The sequence below is a fragment of the Streptomyces violaceoruber genome (assembly GCF_033406955.1).
Taxonomy (GTDB): Bacteria; Actinomycetota; Actinomycetes; order Streptomycetales; family Streptomycetaceae; genus Streptomyces; species Streptomyces violaceoruber.
Window position 1 is genome coordinate 7,808,154 of the sequence record NZ_CP137734.1, and the last position, 15,407, is coordinate 7,823,560.

Sequence of the window (15,407 nt, forward strand, 5' to 3'; positions counted from 1 at the left end):
CGGTCAATACCTTGGTACGGACCGGATGGCCCGGTCTCAGGTACGTCCCCCGCGCGCGTGCACCGTGCGGCTCATGCGCCGGCCGAGGAGCAGGTAACCGATCAGGGCCCCAGTGGTGTTGAGGATGACGTCGTCGACGTCGAAGGCCCGCCCGGTGACCAGGACGCCCTGCGCGGACTCCACCAGCAGCATCACGACGGCCGTCAGCACCAGCACGCGCAGCACCCCGCGCGTGCGCGGGGCGACGACCGGGACCAGGACGCCGAACGGCACGCCGAGCAGGATGTTCCCGCCGATCTGTTTGACCGCGTCGCGCAGGGCGGGCTGGTCCAGATAGGCCTTCAGCGAGCGTCCGGGGTGCAGGTTGGTGTGCGTCAGGGCCTCGGAGGCGGGGGAGGGGTGCAGGGTCAGCCGCGCCAGCACCACCGCGAACGCCACCATGAAGACGAACGCGCACGCCGTCGCCAGCAGCCGCAACGGCAGGGCGAGGGTGTGCCGTTCGGGTCGGTCGCCGTCCCGCGGCTTGCCGGCGCGGGAGTGTGGCCGCGAACGTGGTCGTGAGGCGGCGCGAGCCATGTCGGTCCTCCAGTCGTCAACTTCCCCGCGTGGTAGGCCGGTTACCCGCCCAACCGTCGAGGATGCCCGGCGAACCGCGCGTCCCCGCGTACAGCTGTCCGGTTCTCCCCCGGCCGGGGCACTCCGGCGGGGGTGCCGCCGCGCGCCGCCGTCGGCCGTCGCTCGCACGGGGCTTGGATGGCGGCGAAGCCGGAACAACGGTGGCAAAAGGGGTGCTTGTGCGGAGCCGTAGGACACTCCTCGCCGCGGCCGTGGTGCTCGCCGCAGGAGTCGGAGCCACCCTGTGGGGCCTGATGACCGGGCCCCTGCGCCGCCGCGCCGCCGCGCTGAACCTGTCCAGCGTGCCGGCCCTCGGCGCCGCGGTCGTGGTGGCGGTGGGGGTGACCACCGGTCCGGGCAGGGCCTGGTCAAGCCGCTGGTCGTCGGGGCGTTGCTGGTCGGCGGCAACCTGGTCGCCTCCCGGGCGCTCGTGGGCGGGAGGCAGGAGGGCCGCCGTGACTGAGGCCGTGATCGTTCTCGCGCTGCTGCTGGTCGCCCTGTCCGCCACGGCGGTGGTGGCGGTCCGCGACCCCGTGCGCCAGTCGCTGGTGCCGGCCGTCCTCGGCGTCGTCCTCGCCGTGCTGTTCGCCGTGCCGCAGGCACCACGCGGCGTGGCTCCTGGTCGGCACCGCCCTGCTGGGCGCGCCGGCCCTCCCCGGTGTGCTGTCCGGGTGAGCCGGGCGGCACCCACGGCCGACCCGGCCTAGGCCCCGTACGTCACCCGTACCTCCTCGAAGCCGAGGGAGGTCAGCAGCCCCCGGAGCATGGCGGTGGTGTTGCTCTCGGCCCGCGCCTTCAGCTCGCTGTCCTTCGCCGCGTCGCCGATGTGCCGGGCGGCGAGCTTCTGCACGGCCTGCTCGCCGTTCGGGTTGTCCGAGAACAGGTCGCCGAGCCGGTCGAGCAGGCCACGCTGCTTGGAGACCGCGTAGGAACGGTCGGGGTCGAGCGCCGGTTCGCCCAGCGCGGCGTGCGGCAGCCGGAGCGTGGCCGAGGTCCGCGCGTCGTCGACCCTCACGTCCTCCTCGTCCACCTTGCCGAGGTCGACGAAGGCGTCGACGGTGCCGGCCCCGACGTACAGGGTGCGGGTGCCGCGGATAGCGTCGGGCAGGAACTTGGCGTCCTTCTCCAGGTCCACGACGACCTGGAAGTTGCCGGATGCGGCGTCGTAGCGGCTGATGTCCTGGACGGACTTCAGCAGCGCGGGACCCGAACGGTCCTGGGTCTCGGAGCCGAACAGGTCCTTCAGTCCCGGTACGACACTCAGGCGCAGCCCCGCGAACAGCACGACGAGCACCAGCAGCAGCGCGGTCAGCACCTTCGCCCAGCCGGGCATGCGGCGCGTGGGCGTCTCGGTGGGGCTCGTGGGCTTCCTGACGGGAGTCGTCATGGCGACGGCCCTCCTTCCTACTCACCCGAATGCCCGCCAACTCCCGTGCCAGGCCCAGAGTTTCCGGGCTTCAGCGGTCGGTCCTCGCAAGGGCGGGAGGACCAGACCGCCTCCCCGCGCGTCAGTCCCGGCAGCCGCAGCTCGGCCTCCCGCACCCGCCGGGCCGGCAGCTCGCCGGTGACGATCCAGGCGGGGTCGCCCCCCGTCGTTCCGGTGAAGTCCGCGCCCAGCGAGGCCAGCAGGGCCGTCACGGCGGCCAGCGTGTCCGCCGGGACCTCCGCCTCGAAGGCCTGGTACGGCTCGTGGAGCACGGTCCCCGCGCGGGCGAGGGCACGGCGCAGCACGAGCGGTGTCAGCCCGCGGAAGTCGGCGGCCGTGCTGAGCGGCGAGCTGAAGCCGGAGCGGATCAGTGTGACCCGGTAGTCGGTGACCGCCGCCCCGGTGAGCCCGGTCCGCAGCGTGTCGTGGACGGTCTCCTCCACGGCCTGGTGGAAGGCCCGGGGGAGCGCGCCGAGCTCCGTCTCGTACCCGAAGGCCCCGCCGGAGCCGCGCGGACCCGGTTCGACGCGCAGCCCGATCGTCGCGAAGTACCGGGTGCGGTCGAGCCACGGCATCTCCTCCGCGGCCTCGCCGGTGCCCGCCGGACGCTCCAGGAACCGGACGCGGCCCGGCGTGAACTCCGCCTCGATCCCGAAGTCCTCGGCCAGTGTCGCCGCGAGCACCTCCATCTGGACCTCGCCGTACAGGAGCAGGGCGGTGGCGCCGGACGCCGCCGGTCGGGCGTGCAGCAGCGGATCCTGGTCGGCCAGCGCCAGCAGGGCGGAGCGCAGCGGCGCCGCCTGCTCCGGGTGCCGGGCCCGGACCAGCGTCTGCAGGGTCGGTGGCGCGAACTGCGGTGCACGGTCGGTCGGTCCGCCGAGCCGGTCGCCGACGCGCAGGCCCCCGGGAACGGTGAGCGCGGCGATGTTCCCGGCGGTGAGCGTGGCGTCGCCGCCGACGACGTCGAGGCGGGTCACCCGGCCGGAGACCTCGGTGGTCCGCCCGTCGGACTCGCGCCGCAGGAAGGTGAGCCGCCGGCGCGGGTGCACCTCGCCGCCGTACAGCCTGAGGTACGCGGTGCGCTCGCCGGCGGGTCCGGGGCGCACGGCGAAGACCGTGCCGCGCGGTTCCGTGCCGCCGGACGTGCCCGGCGTGGCGGCCGGGATCAGGCCGAGCAGGCCCTCTACCAGCTCCGCGACGCCCTGTCCGCCGAGCGCGGAGCCGTGGTACAGCGGGTGGAACGAGCCGTCGGCGGTACGGGCGGCGAGGGCGCGGGCCACGTCCTCCCCGGTCGGCTCGGGGCCGTCGACCAGCGCGGCCAGGACCTCCGTGTCGACCTCGGCGAGGGCCTGCGCGGTCCGCCCGTCCGGCGGGCGGCGGGTGACCCGGGCGCGCGGGGTACCGGCGTCCGCCACCTCGTTCAGCGGCGCGACGTGCGGCGTCAGCAGGCGCCGGACGTCACCGAGGAGGCCGTCGGTGCGCGCGCCGGCCCGGTCGATCTTGTTGACGAACACGATCGTGGGCAGCCGCAGCCGCCGCAGCGCGCGCATCAGGACGCGGGTCCGCGCCTGGACGCCCTCGACGGCGGACAGCAGCAGCACCGCGCCGTCGAGCACTTCCAGGGCCCGTTCGACCTCCGCGACGAAGTCGGAGTGTCCCGGGGTGTCGATCAGGTTGACGCGCGTGTCGCCGACGGTGAAGGCGGCGACGGCGGAGCGGATGGTGATGCCGCGGCGGCGCTCGATGCCGCCGTCGTCCGTACGGGTGTCGCCGGCGTCGACGCTGCCGAGCCGGTCGACGGCGCCGTGGTCGAACAGGAGCCGTTCGGTCAGGCTGGTCTTACCCGCGTCGACGTGGGCCAGAATGCCGATGTTCAGGGTGCGCATGCGTGCAGGAGTCCTCGGGAGCCGTGGGCCGGAAGGGGCGCTGGGGGAATCCGAGGAGTCGGCGCATGCGGGGGATCCTGACGTGAGGAGGGCGGTGGGAGTTCGGACGGCGCCATCATGGCGCGGGGCCCCGGGCGCGGCGCAACAGGATTTCCGTAAGCTGGGGATCCCGGCCGGACAGGATCACGCGAGGAGCGGTCCGTGCGAGACATCGCCGTGTTCAGCGGTAGTGCCCACCCCGACCTGGCCGAGGAGGTCTGCGCGCAGCTGGGCGTGCCGCTCAGCCCCACCCGGGTCAGCCGGTTCGCCAACGACTGCCTCGAGGTGCAGCTGATGGCCAACTGCCGCGAGCGGGACGTGTTCCTCGTCCAGCCGCTGGTCACACCGGTCCAGGAGCACCTCGTCGAGCTGCTGATGATGTGCGACGCGGCCCGCGGGGCGTCGGCCGGCCGCATCACGGTGGTCATGCCGCACTACTCCTACGCCCGCTCCGACAAGAAGGACGCCCCGCGCATCTCGCTGGGCGGGCGCCTGGTCGCCGACCTGCTGGTGGCGGCGGGGGCGAGCCGGGTCCTCGCCATGACCCTGCACTCGCCCCAGGTGCACGGCTTCTTCTCCGTCCCGGTCGACCACCTGCACGCGCTGCGGGAACTGGCCGCGCACTTCCGGCAGTACGATCTCTCCCGCGCGACCGTCGTCTCGCCGGACCTGGGCAACGCCAAGGAGGCCGCGGCGTTCGCCCGGATGCTCGGCGCCCAGGTGGCGGCCGGGGCGAAGCAGCGGTACGCCGACGACCGGGTCAGCATCAGCTCGGTGATCGGGGACGTCGCGGGCCGGGACGTCATCGTGCTCGACGACGAGATCGCCAAGGGCAGCACGGTTCTGGAACTCCTCGACCGGCTCCGGGAGTCGGGCCCGCGCACCATCCGCCTCGCCTGTACGCACGGGCTGTTCGCGGCCGGTGCGCTGGGCCGCCTCAGCGAGCAGCCGGACGTGCTGGAGATCGTGTGCACCAACACCGTGCCGGTCCCGGCGGACGACCACACGGACAAACTGCGGATCCTGTCCATCGCCCCGGCGCTCGCCGAGGCGGTGCGCCGCATCCACAACGGCGAGTCGGTCAGCGCCCTGTTCGACGCCCGGCCGGCCGGCTGACGCCGAGGGCCTCGTCCAGGGTCGGCCACGGCGGCAGCAGCCGCGCCAGGCCGGTGATCCGCAGCATGCGCAGGGTCAGCGCGTGGGTGCACACCAGGCGCACCTGCCCGCCCCCGTCCAGCACCTGGCTGCGGGCCCGGTACAGCAGGCGCAGCCCGGAGCAGTCGAAGAACTCGATGCCGTCGAGGTCCAGGACGACCCGGGCGCCGGGACGGCCCGTCTCCCGGTCCAGGTACGGGGCGATCTCCGCCGCCGAGGCGATGTCGATCTCGCCCCGGAACTCCAGCACCGTGTGTCCCCGGTGGTGGCGCACCCGTAGGTGCCGGGTGGGCGACGCGGATTCCTGCCGCACGAACCTTGCCTCCAGCCTGTCGCGGCCTGTCCGGCCTGCTTCCGGGGGCTCAACTACCCAGTCCGCTCGGAAAGTTACCCCGATCGAGCGAGTTTGAGCATGTTCGATTGACATATGTCACTGAAATCTCAGTGCCGTGCCCGACTGTCCGCCGGTCAGGGGTGACCGCCCCTCCGTCGACCGCTCAGTCGACCTCGAGGACGAGCTTGCCCGTGGTGCGGCCGGTCTCGCCCAGCGTGTGCGCCCGCGCCGCCTCGGCCAGCGGAAACGTCTGTGCGATCGTGGCGCGCAACCGTCCCGCCCCGACCAGGCGGGCGATCTCCTCCATACCGGCCCGGTCGGCGTCGACCAGCATCCGCACCGCCCGCACCCCCAGCCGGTCGGCCTCCTCGTAGAAGTCGTCCGACCCGACCGGCAGGATCGAGACCACCACTCCACCCGGCCGCAGCACCCGCAGGGACCGCAGTGACGTGTCACCGCCGATCGTGTCCAGGACGACGTCGACGTCCTTCACGGCCTCGGCGAAATCCGTCTCCCGGTAGTCCACGGTCTCGTCCGCCCCGAGGGAGCGCAGGAACTCGTGCTTGGCGGCGCTGGCCGTGCCGATCACCCGGGCGCCCCGTGCCTTGGCGATCTGCACCGCCACATGGCCCACACCGCCGGCCGCCGCGTGGACGAGCACCCGCTGCCCCGGCTGCACCTCCGCGCGCTCCACCAGGGCCTGCCACGCCGTCAGCGAGACCAGGGGCAGGGCGCCCGCCTGGACGTGGTCGATCCCGGACGGCTTGCGCGTGAAGGTGCGCGCGGGGGCGGTGACGTACTCGGCGTGGGAACCGTGGCCGAAGGGGTAGGACAGCATGCCGAAGACCTCGTCACCGGGCCGGAACGCGGCGACGCCGATCCCCACCGACTCCACCACGCCCGACACGTCCCAGCCCAGTACGAAGGGCGGTTCGCCGAGGAAGCCGCCGGTCGCCCGGTGCTTCCAGTCGGTCGGGTTCACCCCGGCGGCACGCACCCGTACCAGCACCTCGTTCGGGCGCGGCTCGGGGCGTTCGGGCCGCACCTCCTTCAGGACCTCGGGACCGCCGAGGACGTCCTGTCCGATGGCGCGCATGGTGTTCATCGAGACCTCGCAACTCGGGAGGGGAGGGGTGGGAGGAGAGGGGAGGAGAGTTGAGGAGACGGGACGGGTGGCGCGGTCCGGGGCGGTACCGGCCGGTGGCGCTCCGCCGACTGTTTCCGCCCAGCCGGGATATCCGCAAGGTACAGGGCAGGGGGCACGACACCCCGCGCCCGGAATCCTTCGGAGGAGACATGGCACTGGTCAACGCGGGCGTCGTGGTGCTCGACTGCGCCGAACCCGAGCGGCTCGCCGAGTTCTACAAGGGGCTGCTGGGCGCGGAGGAGAGCGACGTGAGCGCCAACCGGATCGAGATCGAGGGCCCCCGCGGTTTCCGCATGGCCTTCCGGCGGGACGTGAACGCCACCCCGCCCAGCTGGCCGCGCCCGGAGAACTCCCTCCAGGTCCACCTGGACTTCGTGGTGGCGGACCTGGACGAGGCGGAGCGCGCGATCGTGGGGCTCGGCGGACGTCCGGTGGAGGCGAAGGACCCGGCCGGCCCGCACGAGGAGCGCGGCTTCTCCGACCCGGCCGGCCACTCCTTCACCCTCCGCCGCACTCTCGCACCGACGGCACCCAAGCAGGGCTAGCCCCTGCCGGGCGGCGCGGGTCAGTCCCGGCCCTTCGCGGGGACCGGCCAGGAACCGGTCGAGCGTTCGATGGCCTTGGCGCCCGTACGGTCCACGGCGCTGCGCACCGCGGCGAAGATGGCGCCCTGGATCGCGGCCGCCAGCAGGATCTCGCCCCAGCCGCGGTCCGGGTCGAGGGCGTCGGGCGCGTCGTCCTCGTGCCGGATCACCTTCCAGGTCTTCTGGAAGGTCATTCCGGCCAGCGTGCCGCCCAGCCAGCCGAGCGCGAACCCGACGGGCTTGTACGCGAGGGGGAGCTTCTTCTTCTTTTTCTTCGCCGTCTTCGCCATGGGAATCTCCTTGCCTGGTGTGCGCTGAATGGTCGTACGGATCCCGGATCAGGGCCTGCCCCGCGCCGGCACCTCCTCCTCGGCCCGGACCGGCTCCGGCGGGGTGCCCTCGCCGAACGGCCGCCCGCCCAGCTCCTGCCGGTGGTGGGGCGTGAGCCAGCCGGCCAGGTCCGGACCCAGGGGCACGATGCCGGTCGGGTTGATGCCGGTGTGCACCTGGTAGTAGTGGCGCTTGATGTGGTCGAAGTCGACGGTGTCCCCGAATCCGGGCGTCTGGAACAGATCCCGGACGTACGCCCACAGCACCGGGTTCTCCGTCAGCTTCCAGCGGTTGCACTTGAAGTGGCCGTGGTAGACGGCGTCGAAGCGGACCAGCGTGGTGAACAGCCGGATGTCCGCCTCCGTGATCGTGTCCCCGACCAGGTAGCGCTGCCGTTCCAGCCGGGGCGTCAACTGCTCCAGCCGCCGGAACACACCGGCGCACGCCGCCTCGTATTCCTCCTGGCCGGTGGCGAAGCCCGCCCGGTACACACCGTTGTTGACGTCCTCGTAGACGCCCGCCATCACCTCGTCGATCTCGTCGCGCAGGGCCCGCGGGTACAGGTCGGGCGCGCCCGGCCGGTGCAGCGCGGTCCACTCGGTCGCGAGATCGAGGGTGATCTGCTGGTAGTCGTTGGTGACGAGCGCCCCGCTGGGCACGTCCACGACCGCGGGCACGCTCACCCCGCCCGGGTAGCCGGTCTCCCGCCGGTCGTAGGCCTCGCCGAGGTAGCGGATGCCGAGGACCGGGTCGCGGCCGTCCGGGTCCAGCGTGAACCGCCAGCTGCGGTCGTCCTGGACCGGGTCGGCGACCGCCAGGGACAGGGCGTCCTCCAGGCCGAGCAGCCGCCGGGAGACCAGCGCCCGGCTCGCCCACGGACAGGCCCGGCTCACCACCAGGCGGTAGCGGCCGGCCTCCACCGGCCAGCCGTCCCGGCCGTCCGCCGTGATCCGGTCCGCGAAGTGGCTCCGGGACCGTTTGAACGCCTTCTTCCCGTAGCCGCTGTTCCCGGGCGTCCCGTCGTCGCCGCTCATGCCCCTGCCTTCCTTCCGCCGTCCGAGTCCGTGGGTCCGTGCGTCGCGTCCGTTTCCTCGACCGGCCCCGCGCCCTCGAACCGGCCCCTTGTGTAGGCGTTCCCCGATTTCGCCGGTCGGCACTGGCGGCCACCCGCAAGGCGGGGTGTGATCCGCGCCGGCCGGGGCAGTCGGGCCTTCGTGAGTGGGACAGGTGGGGAAGAGAAGACGGACCGGAAGGCCGACCGCAGGACGCGCGTCACCGTGCTCGTGGCCCTGGCGGCCAACCTGGTGATCGCCGCCGCCAAGGCGGTCGGCGGATTCGTCGCGGGATCGCCCGCGCTGCTGTCGGAGGCGGCACACTCCGTCGCGGACAGCATGAACGAGATCTTCCTCCTCGCCGCACTGCGCCGCAGCCGCCGCCCCGCCGACCGCAGGCACCCCTTCGGCTACGGCAAGGAACGGTTCTTCTGGTCGCTCCTCGCGGCCGTCGGCATCTTCGTCATGGGCGGCTGCTTCTCCTTCTTCCAGGGCGTCGAGGCCCTGCGCACCGGCGCCGACGAGAAACTCGGCGGCTACGTGGCCGGACTGATCGTGCTGGGCGTCGCCCTGCTCGCGGAGGGCGGTTCCCTGCTGCGGGCCCTGCACCAGGTGCGGGGCCAGGGCGGGCTCGCCGACGGGATGCGGGACCCGGCGCTGCGCACGGTCGTCGCCGAGGACGGCACCGCGGTGCTCGGCGTCTGCCTCGCCATGACCGGCATGGCACTGCACATGGTCACCGGGCAGGTGGTGTGGGAGGCCTGCGCCTCGCTCGCCATCGGCACACTGCTCGTCTACGTGGCCTACCGGCTGGGCCGCGAGGCCCGCGACCAGCTGATCGGCGAGGCCGCCGACCCGGAGGCCAGCGGCCGGATCCGGGCACTGCTGCGCGCCCAGCCGGAGATCGACAGCGTCGAGGCGCTGTTCACCATGAAGACCGGCCTGGACTCCACCCTGGTGGCGGCCCGCGTCGATCTCGTGCCGGGCCTGGACAGCGAGCGGGTGGAGGAGGTCGCCGTACGCATCAAGAAGTCGATCGCGCGCACCGTCAGCGAGGCGGACCAGGTCTTCCTCGACGTCACGGACCGGCCCGCGCGGGAGGCGGCGGAAAGCCCCGCCGCGACGGGGGAACGCGGCGGGGCCTGAACGACGTGTTCCCGAAACCGCCCGGCCCATGCACGCCGGTCCGGGAAACTCCCGCACGCCCGGTTCAGCCCGCGTGGGACGGCTCCAGGACGAAGACGGGGATCTCCCGTTCCGTCTTCTTCTGGTAGTCGGCGTACGACGGATACGCCGCGACCGCGCGCTCCCACCACCGGGCCTTCTCCGCGCCGGTGACCTCACGTGCCGTCATGTCCTGCTTCACCGGACCGTCCTGGAGCTCCACCCGGGGATCGGCCTTCACGTTGAAGTACCAGACGGGGTGCTTGGGCGCCCCGCCGAGAGAGGCGACCACGGCATAGCGGCCCTCGTGCTCGACGCGCATCAGCGGCGTCTTGCGCAGCTTGCCGCTGCGCGCGCCCCGGGTGGTCAGGACGATCACGGGCAGACCGGTGTCCATCAGCGTCGTGCCCTCGGTGCCGCCCGAACTCTCGTAACGCTCGACCTGCTCGCGCACCCACTGCGTCGGGCTGGGTTCGTACTCGCCGTCAAGAGGCATGTGCATCCGTCCCTGTTCGTCGTGATGTGAGGCCGGCGGACCGGCGCGTTCCCGTCCTTACCGCATCCCGCTCCCGAACCCCGTGCCGCTCGGCCAGTCACGGGGCGCGATCGGGGCCGCGGGAGGCCGCGATCGCGCCATGCGCGTCGCGGCGGAGACCGGCACGGGAGGGTCCTACCACCACCGGAGCGTAGTTCCCCGGCCAGTCTGCCTCCGCCACCGATCTGGCCGAACTTGCCGTCGCCCCATAGGTGCCCCAGGCATCTAATGAAGATCGATCCGACGCACTCCTCGTCTGCGAGGTCTTCCATGACGGACACCGACACGACGACGAACACCGACACGACGACGAACACCCATCCGGCAGCCCCCGTCGCCTTCCCGCAGGACCGGACCTGTCCCTACCACCCGCCCGCCGCCTACGACCCGCTGCGCGCCGCGCGTCCACTGGCCCGCATCACGCTCTTCGACGGCCGCCCGGCCTGGCTGGTGACCGGGCACGCCGCCGCGCGCCGGCTGCTGGCCGACCAGCGCCTGTCGACCGACCGCACCCGCGACGGCTTCCCCGCCACGTCGGCGCGGCTGGCCGCCGTCCGCGAGCGCAGGACCGCCCTGCTCGGCGTGGACGACCCCGAGCACCGCGCCCAGCGCAGGATGGTGCTCCCGGAGTTCACCCTGAAACGCGCCGGCGCACTGCGCCCGAGCATCCGGCGGATCGTCGGCGAACGGCTCGACGCGATGATCGCGCAGGGCCCGCCCGCCGACCTGGTGACCGCCTTCGCGCTGCCCGTGCCCTCGATGGTGATCTGCGCGCTGCTCGGCGTCCCCTACGCCGACCACGAGTTCTTCGAGGAACAGTCCCGCCGGCTGCTGCGCGGCCCCCTGCCCGCCGACACCAGGGACGCCCGCGACCGACTGGAGGCGTACCTGGGGGAGTTGATCGACCGCAAGCGGCGGGCGCCCGGCGAGGGCCTGCTGGACGACCTGGTCCGGCGACAGGCGAGCGAGGGCGCGACCGACCGCGAACAACTGATCGCCTTCGCGGTGATCCTGCTGGTCGCGGGACACGAGACCACGGCCAACATGATCTCGCTGGGCACCTACACCCTCCTGACCAACCCCGGGCGGCTGGCCGAACTGCGTGCGGATCCCGCGCTGCTGCCCGGCGCCGTGGAGGAGCTGATGCGCGTCCTGTCGATCGCCGACGGGCTGCTGCGGATGGCCACCGAGGACATCGACGTGGACGGGCAGACCATCCGGGCCGGCGACGGGGTCGTCTTCTCCACCTCCGTCATCAACCGCGACGAGAGCGTCTACCCCGAACCGGACGCCCTCGACTGGCACCGCCCCGCCCGCCACCACGTCGCCTTCGGGTTCGGCATCCACCAGTGCCTCGGTCAGAACCTGGCCCGTGCCGAACTGGAGATCGCCCTGGAGAGCCTCTTCGACCGGCTGCCCACGCTGCGCCTGGCCGCTCCGGCGGACGAGATCCCCTTCAAACCCGGCGACACGATCCAGGGGATGCTGGAACTCCCCGTGGCCTGGTAGGAGGCTCCCGGCATGCACATCGGCATCGACAAGGACACCTGCATCGGCGCGGGCCAGTGCGCCCTGACCGCCCCCGGCGTCTTCACCCAGGACGACGACGGCTACAGCACGCTCAGGCCCGGCCGGGAGGACGGCGGCGGCAGCGCGCTGGTCCGGGAGGCGGCCCGCGCCTGCCCCGTCGGCGCGATCACCGTCTCGGAGCGGGTCGGCTGACCCCGGCCGCGCCCAGCAGCACCCGTGCCGCCTCCCGTGCCTGACGCGCGGGCTCGGCCTCGCCCGTCACGCCCGCCGTCACCATGGCGCCCTCCGCCAGCAGGAACAGCTGCCCGCCCAGCGCGGCGGGCAGCCCCGCTCCGGCCGCCAGAGTGTCGAGGAAGGCACGGAACGCCGCCTTGTGCGCCCGTACCCGCTCCGCCACGGCGGGTGAGGCGGGGCCGAGTTCGCCATAGGCGTTGATCCAGGCGCAGCCGCGGAAACCGGGCTCCGCGAACCACACGCCGAGCCAGTCGAACACGGCAAGGACGCGTGCGCCGGGCTCCTCGTGCCGGCCGACGTACTCGGCCAGCCGCCCACGCCAGCGCAGGTCGCGCCGGTCCAGACAGGCCACGACGAGCTGTTCCTTGGCCGGGAAGAGCTGGTAGAGGCGTTTGAGCGACACGCCGGAGGCGCCGCGGACCTCGTCCATGCCCACCGCCCGCACGCCCCGCGCGTAGAAGAGCCCCTCCGCCGCGTCCAGCGCCCGCTCCCGGGCGACCTCGCTGTCCATGGGGACCTCTTCCTTGACCGGAGAACGTGCGTTCTCCTACGGTAGCAGTCCAGTGGAGAACGCTTGTTCTCCAGTGCTGCCCCTGGAGGTTCAGCCATGACGACGACCGACCGGCCGCCCCTGCCGCCGTTCACCCGGGAGACCGCCGAACGCAAGGTGCGGGCCGCCGAGGACGCCTGGAACACCCGCGACCCGCACCAGGTCGCCCTCGCCTACTCCGAGGACTCGGTCTGGCGCAACCGCGACGCCTTCTTCACCGGCCGCGCCGCCATCGTCGAGTTCCTGACCGCCAAGTGGGAGCGCGAGCGGCGGTACGCACTGCGCAAGGACCTGTGGGCCTTCGACGGCAATCGCATCGCCGTCCGCTTCCAGTACGAGTCCCAGGACGCGGACGGCCAGTGGTGGCGCTCCTACGGCAACGAGCTGTGGGAGTTCGACGAGCACGGCCTGATGACCCGGCGCGAGGCGAGCATCAACGACGTGCCCATCGAGGAGGCGGACCGGCGCATCCTCGGCCCGAGACCCGCCCAGTAGGGTTCCGGGATGAGCGATCGGGCTGGAACCGGCGGGGCCGCACGACCTTTCCTCTACGTCGTCGTCTGCGCCGCGGGCGTGGCCGAAGGCGTGGTCGGGCTGATCGACGCGGCGCGGGGACGCGGCTGGGAGGTCGGGGTCATAGCGACACCGGTCGCCATGGGCGGCTTCTTCGACACGGACGCCGTCGAGGCGCGGACCGGTCGCCCGATCCGCTCGGCCTGGCGCACCCCCGGCGAGCCGCGGCCCTTCCCGGCGCCCGACGCCGTCGTGGTCGCTCCCGCCACCTTCAACACGATCAACAAGTGGGCCGCGGGCCTGGCCGACACGCTCGCCGTGGCCACCCTGTGCGAGGCGAGCGGCCTCGGGGTCCCCGTCGGCGTCCTGCCGTGCGTCGGCGAGGCGCTGGCCTCCCACCCCGCCTACCGGGAGAGCCTGGCCCGGCTGCGCGGGATGGGGGTGCGCTTCGGCGACCCGCACGCCGGGAACACCGGGGACGCGGCGCAGAGCGGCGGCCGTCCGGAGTTCGGCTGGGAACGGGCCCTGGACCTGGTCCAACGGCGCTGACCCGGCCGGGGCCGAGCCCGTGCGAAGACGTACGCTCGCCCTGGTAGCGGTGATCGGCGAAGACAGGAGCGGCAACGATGCAGTACGTGAAGCTCGGTTCGACGGGTCTGGACGTGTCGCGGATCTGCCTGGGCTGCATGACCTACGGCGTGCCCGACCGGGGCACGCACGAGTGGACCCTCGACGAGGCGGCCTCGCGTCCGCTGATCCGGCAGGCGCTGGAGGCCGGCGTCACCTTCTTCGACACCGCCAACGTGTACTCCGACGGCACCAGCGAGGAGATCGTCGGCAAGGCGCTGGCCGACTTCGCCCGCCGCGACGACATCGTGCTCGCGACCAAGGTGAACGGCCGGATGCGCCCCGGGCCCAACGGCGCCGGACTCTCCCGCAAGGCGGTGATGACCGAGATCGACCACAGCCTGCGGCGCCTGGGCACCGACTACGTCGACCTCTACCAGATCCACCGCTTCGACCCGCACACCCCGGTCGAGGAGACGATGGAGGCGCTGCACGACCTGGTCAAGGCGGGCAAGGTCCGCTACATCGGGGCCAGTTCGATGTACGCCTGGCAGTTCTCCAAGATGCAGTACACCGCCGAGCGGCACGGCTGGACGAAGTTCGTGTCCATGCAGAACCACTACAACCTGGTCTACCGCGAGGAGGAGCGCGAGATGCTGCCCCTCTGCGCGGACCAGGGCGTCGGCGTGCTGCCCTGGAGTCCGCTCGCCCGCGGCCGCCTCACCCGCGACTGGGACACCGCCACCGGGCGCAGCGCCACCGACACCTTCGGCAGCACCCTGTACCAGGAGGGCGACCGCGCCGTGGTGGAGGCCGTCACCCGCATCGCGGGGGAGCGCGGCGTCCCGCGCGCCCGGGTGGCCCTGGCCTGGCTGCTGCACCAGGACACGGTGACCGCGCCGATCGTCGGCGCCTCCCGGCCGGGCCACCTCGAGGACGCCGTGGCGGCGGTCGGACTCACGCTGAGCGAGACGGAGATCGAGGAGCTGGAGCGGCCCTACGCGCCGCACCCGATCGCCGGTCACTGAGCGGGGACCGGCGGCGTCGGGCACCGGTGCGGTGGCTCAGGGGCCGGTGCCCGCCTCCAGGGCGGTGACGGACACCGACGACGCGTTGCCGCCGACCGGGACCTCGCCGGCCGTCCACGCCACCTTCAACGGCTCCCGCTCGTCCGGCGGGGTGACGAGCAGCGCCGCCGGGGTGGCCGTACGCGCGCCGCTGATCTGCGGACTGGAGAACGACAGCCCGGCCCACGCGCTCTTGCCCGGCGTCAGCGTGACCGTCCCGGGGGAGCCCGGCGCGCGCTCGGGGTCCGGACCCAGCTGCTTGCCGGACGCGTCCACGAAGGCGGCGCCCGGATAGCCGTACACCGTGCAGGTGCGGTCGGAGGTGTTGGTCAGCACGACGGGGAAGTTGCGCTGGCCCGCCCCCGGGTCCACGCGGCCGACGGTGGCCCGCAGTTCGGCGGTGTGGCAGCGGCCGTCGGTGCGGGCCGAGGCGGAGGCCGAGCCCGCGGTGTCGGTGGGTGCGGCGCCGACCGGCGGTGCGGTGTCGCCGGACGTCGGGGTGCCGCTGCCCGGGTTGGCGCCGGCCGTGCGGGCGGCCTCGCTGGGCCGCGGGGTCCCGCTCGACGTGGCGCCCTCGGTACCGCATGCGGTCAACAGGCCGAGCAGCGCGACCCCGCTCGCGAGCAGGGCCGTCCGGCGCAGCGGCTGGGACGTGTTAGCCATCGTTTCTCCACACTCC

At 73.1% G+C, this 15,407-nt stretch carries 19 protein-coding genes; 9 read left to right on the top strand and 10 right to left on the bottom strand.

Annotated elements, in window-relative coordinates; translation table 11 throughout:
• Nucleotides 1-36: 36 nt before the first annotated feature.
• Nucleotides 37-576, bottom strand: coding sequence for a VanZ family protein (locus R2E43_RS35190; protein ID WP_003978074.1), 540 nt, complete (start codon nucleotides 574-576; stop codon nucleotides 37-39).
• A gap of 218 nt (nucleotides 577-794) precedes the next feature.
• Here R2E43_RS35190 and R2E43_RS39050 point away from each other — a divergent pair, with 218 nt between their 5' ends.
• Complete coding sequence (locus R2E43_RS39050) at nucleotides 795-1,322, top strand: hypothetical protein (RefSeq protein WP_375336286.1); 528 nt, start codon at nucleotides 795-797, stop codon at nucleotides 1,320-1,322.
• Here R2E43_RS39050 and R2E43_RS35200 read toward each other — a convergent pair.
• Both R2E43_RS35200 and otr(A) read right to left on the bottom strand, forming a co-directional pair.
• Nucleotides 1,319-2,002: a DUF4230 domain-containing protein gene (locus R2E43_RS35200; RefSeq protein ID WP_011027353.1), complete on the bottom strand. Its 684-nt coding sequence runs from the start codon at nucleotides 2,000-2,002 to the stop codon at nucleotides 1,319-1,321. The genes R2E43_RS39050 and R2E43_RS35200 overlap by 4 nt on opposite strands.
• A 17-nt stretch (nucleotides 2,003-2,019) precedes the next feature.
• Complete coding sequence (gene otr(A), locus R2E43_RS35205) at nucleotides 2,020-3,927, bottom strand: tetracycline resistance ribosomal protection protein Otr(A) (protein ID WP_011027352.1); 1,908 nt, start codon at nucleotides 3,925-3,927, stop codon at nucleotides 2,020-2,022.
• A 201-nt stretch (nucleotides 3,928-4,128) separates the two neighbouring features.
• Here otr(A) and R2E43_RS35210 point away from each other — a divergent pair, with 201 nt between their 5' ends.
• Nucleotides 4,129-5,082, top strand: coding sequence for a ribose-phosphate diphosphokinase (locus R2E43_RS35210; RefSeq protein ID WP_011027351.1), 954 nt, complete (start codon nucleotides 4,129-4,131; stop codon nucleotides 5,080-5,082).
• On the opposite strand, the gene R2E43_RS35215 is transcribed toward R2E43_RS35210, so the two are convergent.
• Together R2E43_RS35215 and R2E43_RS35220 are read right to left on the bottom strand one after the other, a co-directional pair.
• A complete protein-coding gene (locus R2E43_RS35215; protein ID WP_030869323.1) occupies nucleotides 5,048-5,434 on the bottom strand; it encodes an anti-sigma factor antagonist in 387 nt (128 codons plus the stop codon). The two genes, R2E43_RS35210 and R2E43_RS35215, sit on opposite strands and share 35 nt — an antisense overlap.
• Nucleotides 5,435-5,618: 184 nt before the next feature.
• Nucleotides 5,619-6,560 (bottom strand): NADP-dependent oxidoreductase, encoded by a 942-nt coding sequence (locus R2E43_RS35220; RefSeq protein WP_030869326.1) that lies wholly within the window; start codon nucleotides 6,558-6,560, stop codon nucleotides 5,619-5,621.
• A 191-nt stretch (nucleotides 6,561-6,751) separates the two neighbouring features.
• On the opposite strand from R2E43_RS35220, the gene R2E43_RS35225 reads away from it, so the two are divergent.
• Nucleotides 6,752-7,147, top strand: a complete 396-nt coding sequence (locus R2E43_RS35225) for a VOC family protein (protein ID WP_003978082.1) — start codon at nucleotides 6,752-6,754, stop codon at nucleotides 7,145-7,147.
• A gap of 20 nt (nucleotides 7,148-7,167) precedes the next feature.
• Here the strand turns inward: R2E43_RS35225 and R2E43_RS35230 are convergent, their stop codons facing one another.
• Nucleotides 7,168-7,476 carry a DUF4235 domain-containing protein gene (locus tag R2E43_RS35230; RefSeq protein ID WP_003978083.1) on the bottom strand — a complete coding sequence of 103 codons (309 nt, stop codon included), beginning with the start codon at nucleotides 7,474-7,476 and terminating at the stop codon, nucleotides 7,168-7,170.
• 48 nt (nucleotides 7,477-7,524) lie between these two features.
• Nucleotides 7,525-8,550 (bottom strand): glutathione S-transferase family protein, encoded by a 1,026-nt coding sequence (locus R2E43_RS35235; protein ID WP_003978084.1) that lies wholly within the window; start codon nucleotides 8,548-8,550, stop codon nucleotides 7,525-7,527.
• A 243-nt stretch (nucleotides 8,551-8,793) separates the two neighbouring features.
• On the opposite strand from R2E43_RS35235, the gene R2E43_RS35240 reads away from it, so the two are divergent.
• Nucleotides 8,794-9,714 (top strand): cation diffusion facilitator family transporter, encoded by a 921-nt coding sequence (locus R2E43_RS35240; protein ID WP_016325249.1) that lies wholly within the window; start codon nucleotides 8,794-8,796, stop codon nucleotides 9,712-9,714.
• Nucleotides 9,715-9,778: 64 nt separating this feature from the next.
• Here R2E43_RS35240 and R2E43_RS35245 read toward each other — a convergent pair whose 3' ends face one another.
• Nucleotides 9,779-10,228 (bottom strand): nitroreductase family deazaflavin-dependent oxidoreductase, encoded by a 450-nt coding sequence (locus tag R2E43_RS35245; RefSeq protein WP_003978086.1) that lies wholly within the window; start codon nucleotides 10,226-10,228, stop codon nucleotides 9,779-9,781.
• Between the two features lie 309 nt (nucleotides 10,229-10,537).
• Here R2E43_RS35245 and R2E43_RS35250 point away from each other — a divergent pair, with 309 nt between their 5' ends.
• A complete protein-coding gene (locus R2E43_RS35250) occupies nucleotides 10,538-11,776 on the top strand; it encodes a cytochrome P450 (RefSeq protein ID WP_011027348.1) in 1,239 nt (412 codons plus the stop codon).
• 12 nt (nucleotides 11,777-11,788) lie between these two features.
• Nucleotides 11,789-11,989 (top strand): ferredoxin, encoded by a 201-nt coding sequence (locus R2E43_RS35255; RefSeq protein WP_011027347.1) that lies wholly within the window; start codon nucleotides 11,789-11,791, stop codon nucleotides 11,987-11,989.
• Here the strand turns inward: R2E43_RS35255 and R2E43_RS35260 are convergent.
• A complete protein-coding gene (locus tag R2E43_RS35260) occupies nucleotides 11,964-12,542 on the bottom strand; it encodes a TetR/AcrR family transcriptional regulator (protein ID WP_003978089.1) in 579 nt (192 codons plus the stop codon). The genes R2E43_RS35255 and R2E43_RS35260 overlap by 26 nt on opposite strands.
• Nucleotides 12,543-12,638: 96 nt before the next feature.
• On the opposite strand from R2E43_RS35260, the gene R2E43_RS35265 reads away from it, so the two are divergent.
• From R2E43_RS35265 to R2E43_RS35275, 3 genes are all read left to right on the top strand, one after another.
• On the top strand, nucleotides 12,639-13,076 hold the full coding sequence (locus R2E43_RS35265) for a nuclear transport factor 2 family protein (protein WP_011027346.1): 438 nt from the start codon (nucleotides 12,639-12,641) through the stop codon (nucleotides 13,074-13,076).
• 9 nt (nucleotides 13,077-13,085) lie between these two features.
• Nucleotides 13,086-13,643: a flavoprotein gene (locus R2E43_RS35270; protein WP_106517568.1), complete on the top strand. Its 558-nt coding sequence runs from the start codon at nucleotides 13,086-13,088 to the stop codon at nucleotides 13,641-13,643.
• A gap of 77 nt (nucleotides 13,644-13,720) precedes the next feature.
• The gene (locus R2E43_RS35275) at nucleotides 13,721-14,689 is read left to right on the top strand and encodes an aldo/keto reductase (RefSeq protein WP_003978092.1); all 969 of its coding nucleotides are present in this window, start codon (nucleotides 13,721-13,723) and stop codon (nucleotides 14,687-14,689) included.
• Nucleotides 14,690-14,725: 36 nt separating this feature from the next.
• Here the strand turns inward: R2E43_RS35275 and R2E43_RS35280 are convergent, their stop codons facing one another.
• Entirely contained in the window at nucleotides 14,726-15,391 is a 666-nt protein-coding gene (locus R2E43_RS35280; RefSeq protein WP_030869332.1) for a DUF4232 domain-containing protein, read from the bottom strand.
• Between the last annotated feature and the right edge of the window lie 16 nt (nucleotides 15,392-15,407).

Coding starts and splice junctions, on each gene's coding strand:
- R2E43_RS35190 (WP_003978074.1), bottom strand. CDS start 576: ATGGCTCGCGCCGCCTCACGACCACGTTCGCGGCCACACTCCCGCGCC.
- R2E43_RS35200 (WP_011027353.1), bottom strand. CDS start 2,002: ATGACGACTCCCGTCAGGAAGCCCACGAGCCCCACCGAGACGCCCACG.
- R2E43_RS35220 (WP_030869326.1), bottom strand. CDS start 6,560: ATGAACACCATGCGCGCCATCGGACAGGACGTCCTCGGCGGTCCCGAG.
- R2E43_RS35225 (WP_003978082.1), top strand. CDS start 6,752: ATGGCACTGGTCAACGCGGGCGTCGTGGTGCTCGACTGCGCCGAACCC.
- R2E43_RS35230 (WP_003978083.1), bottom strand. CDS start 7,476: ATGGCGAAGACGGCGAAGAAAAAGAAGAAGAAGCTCCCCCTCGCGTAC.
- R2E43_RS35235 (WP_003978084.1), bottom strand. CDS start 8,550: ATGAGCGGCGACGACGGGACGCCCGGGAACAGCGGCTACGGGAAGAAG.
- R2E43_RS35245 (WP_003978086.1), bottom strand. CDS start 10,228: ATGCCTCTTGACGGCGAGTACGAACCCAGCCCGACGCAGTGGGTGCGC.
- R2E43_RS35250 (WP_011027348.1), top strand. CDS start 10,538: ATGACGGACACCGACACGACGACGAACACCGACACGACGACGAACACC.
- R2E43_RS35255 (WP_011027347.1), top strand. CDS start 11,789: ATGCACATCGGCATCGACAAGGACACCTGCATCGGCGCGGGCCAGTGC.
- R2E43_RS35260 (WP_003978089.1), bottom strand. CDS start 12,542: ATGGACAGCGAGGTCGCCCGGGAGCGGGCGCTGGACGCGGCGGAGGGG.
- R2E43_RS35265 (WP_011027346.1), top strand. CDS start 12,639: ATGACGACGACCGACCGGCCGCCCCTGCCGCCGTTCACCCGGGAGACC.
- R2E43_RS35270 (WP_106517568.1), top strand. CDS start 13,086: ATGAGCGATCGGGCTGGAACCGGCGGGGCCGCACGACCTTTCCTCTAC.
- R2E43_RS35275 (WP_003978092.1), top strand. CDS start 13,721: ATGCAGTACGTGAAGCTCGGTTCGACGGGTCTGGACGTGTCGCGGATC.
- R2E43_RS35280 (WP_030869332.1), bottom strand. CDS start 15,391: ATGGCTAACACGTCCCAGCCGCTGCGCCGGACGGCCCTGCTCGCGAGC.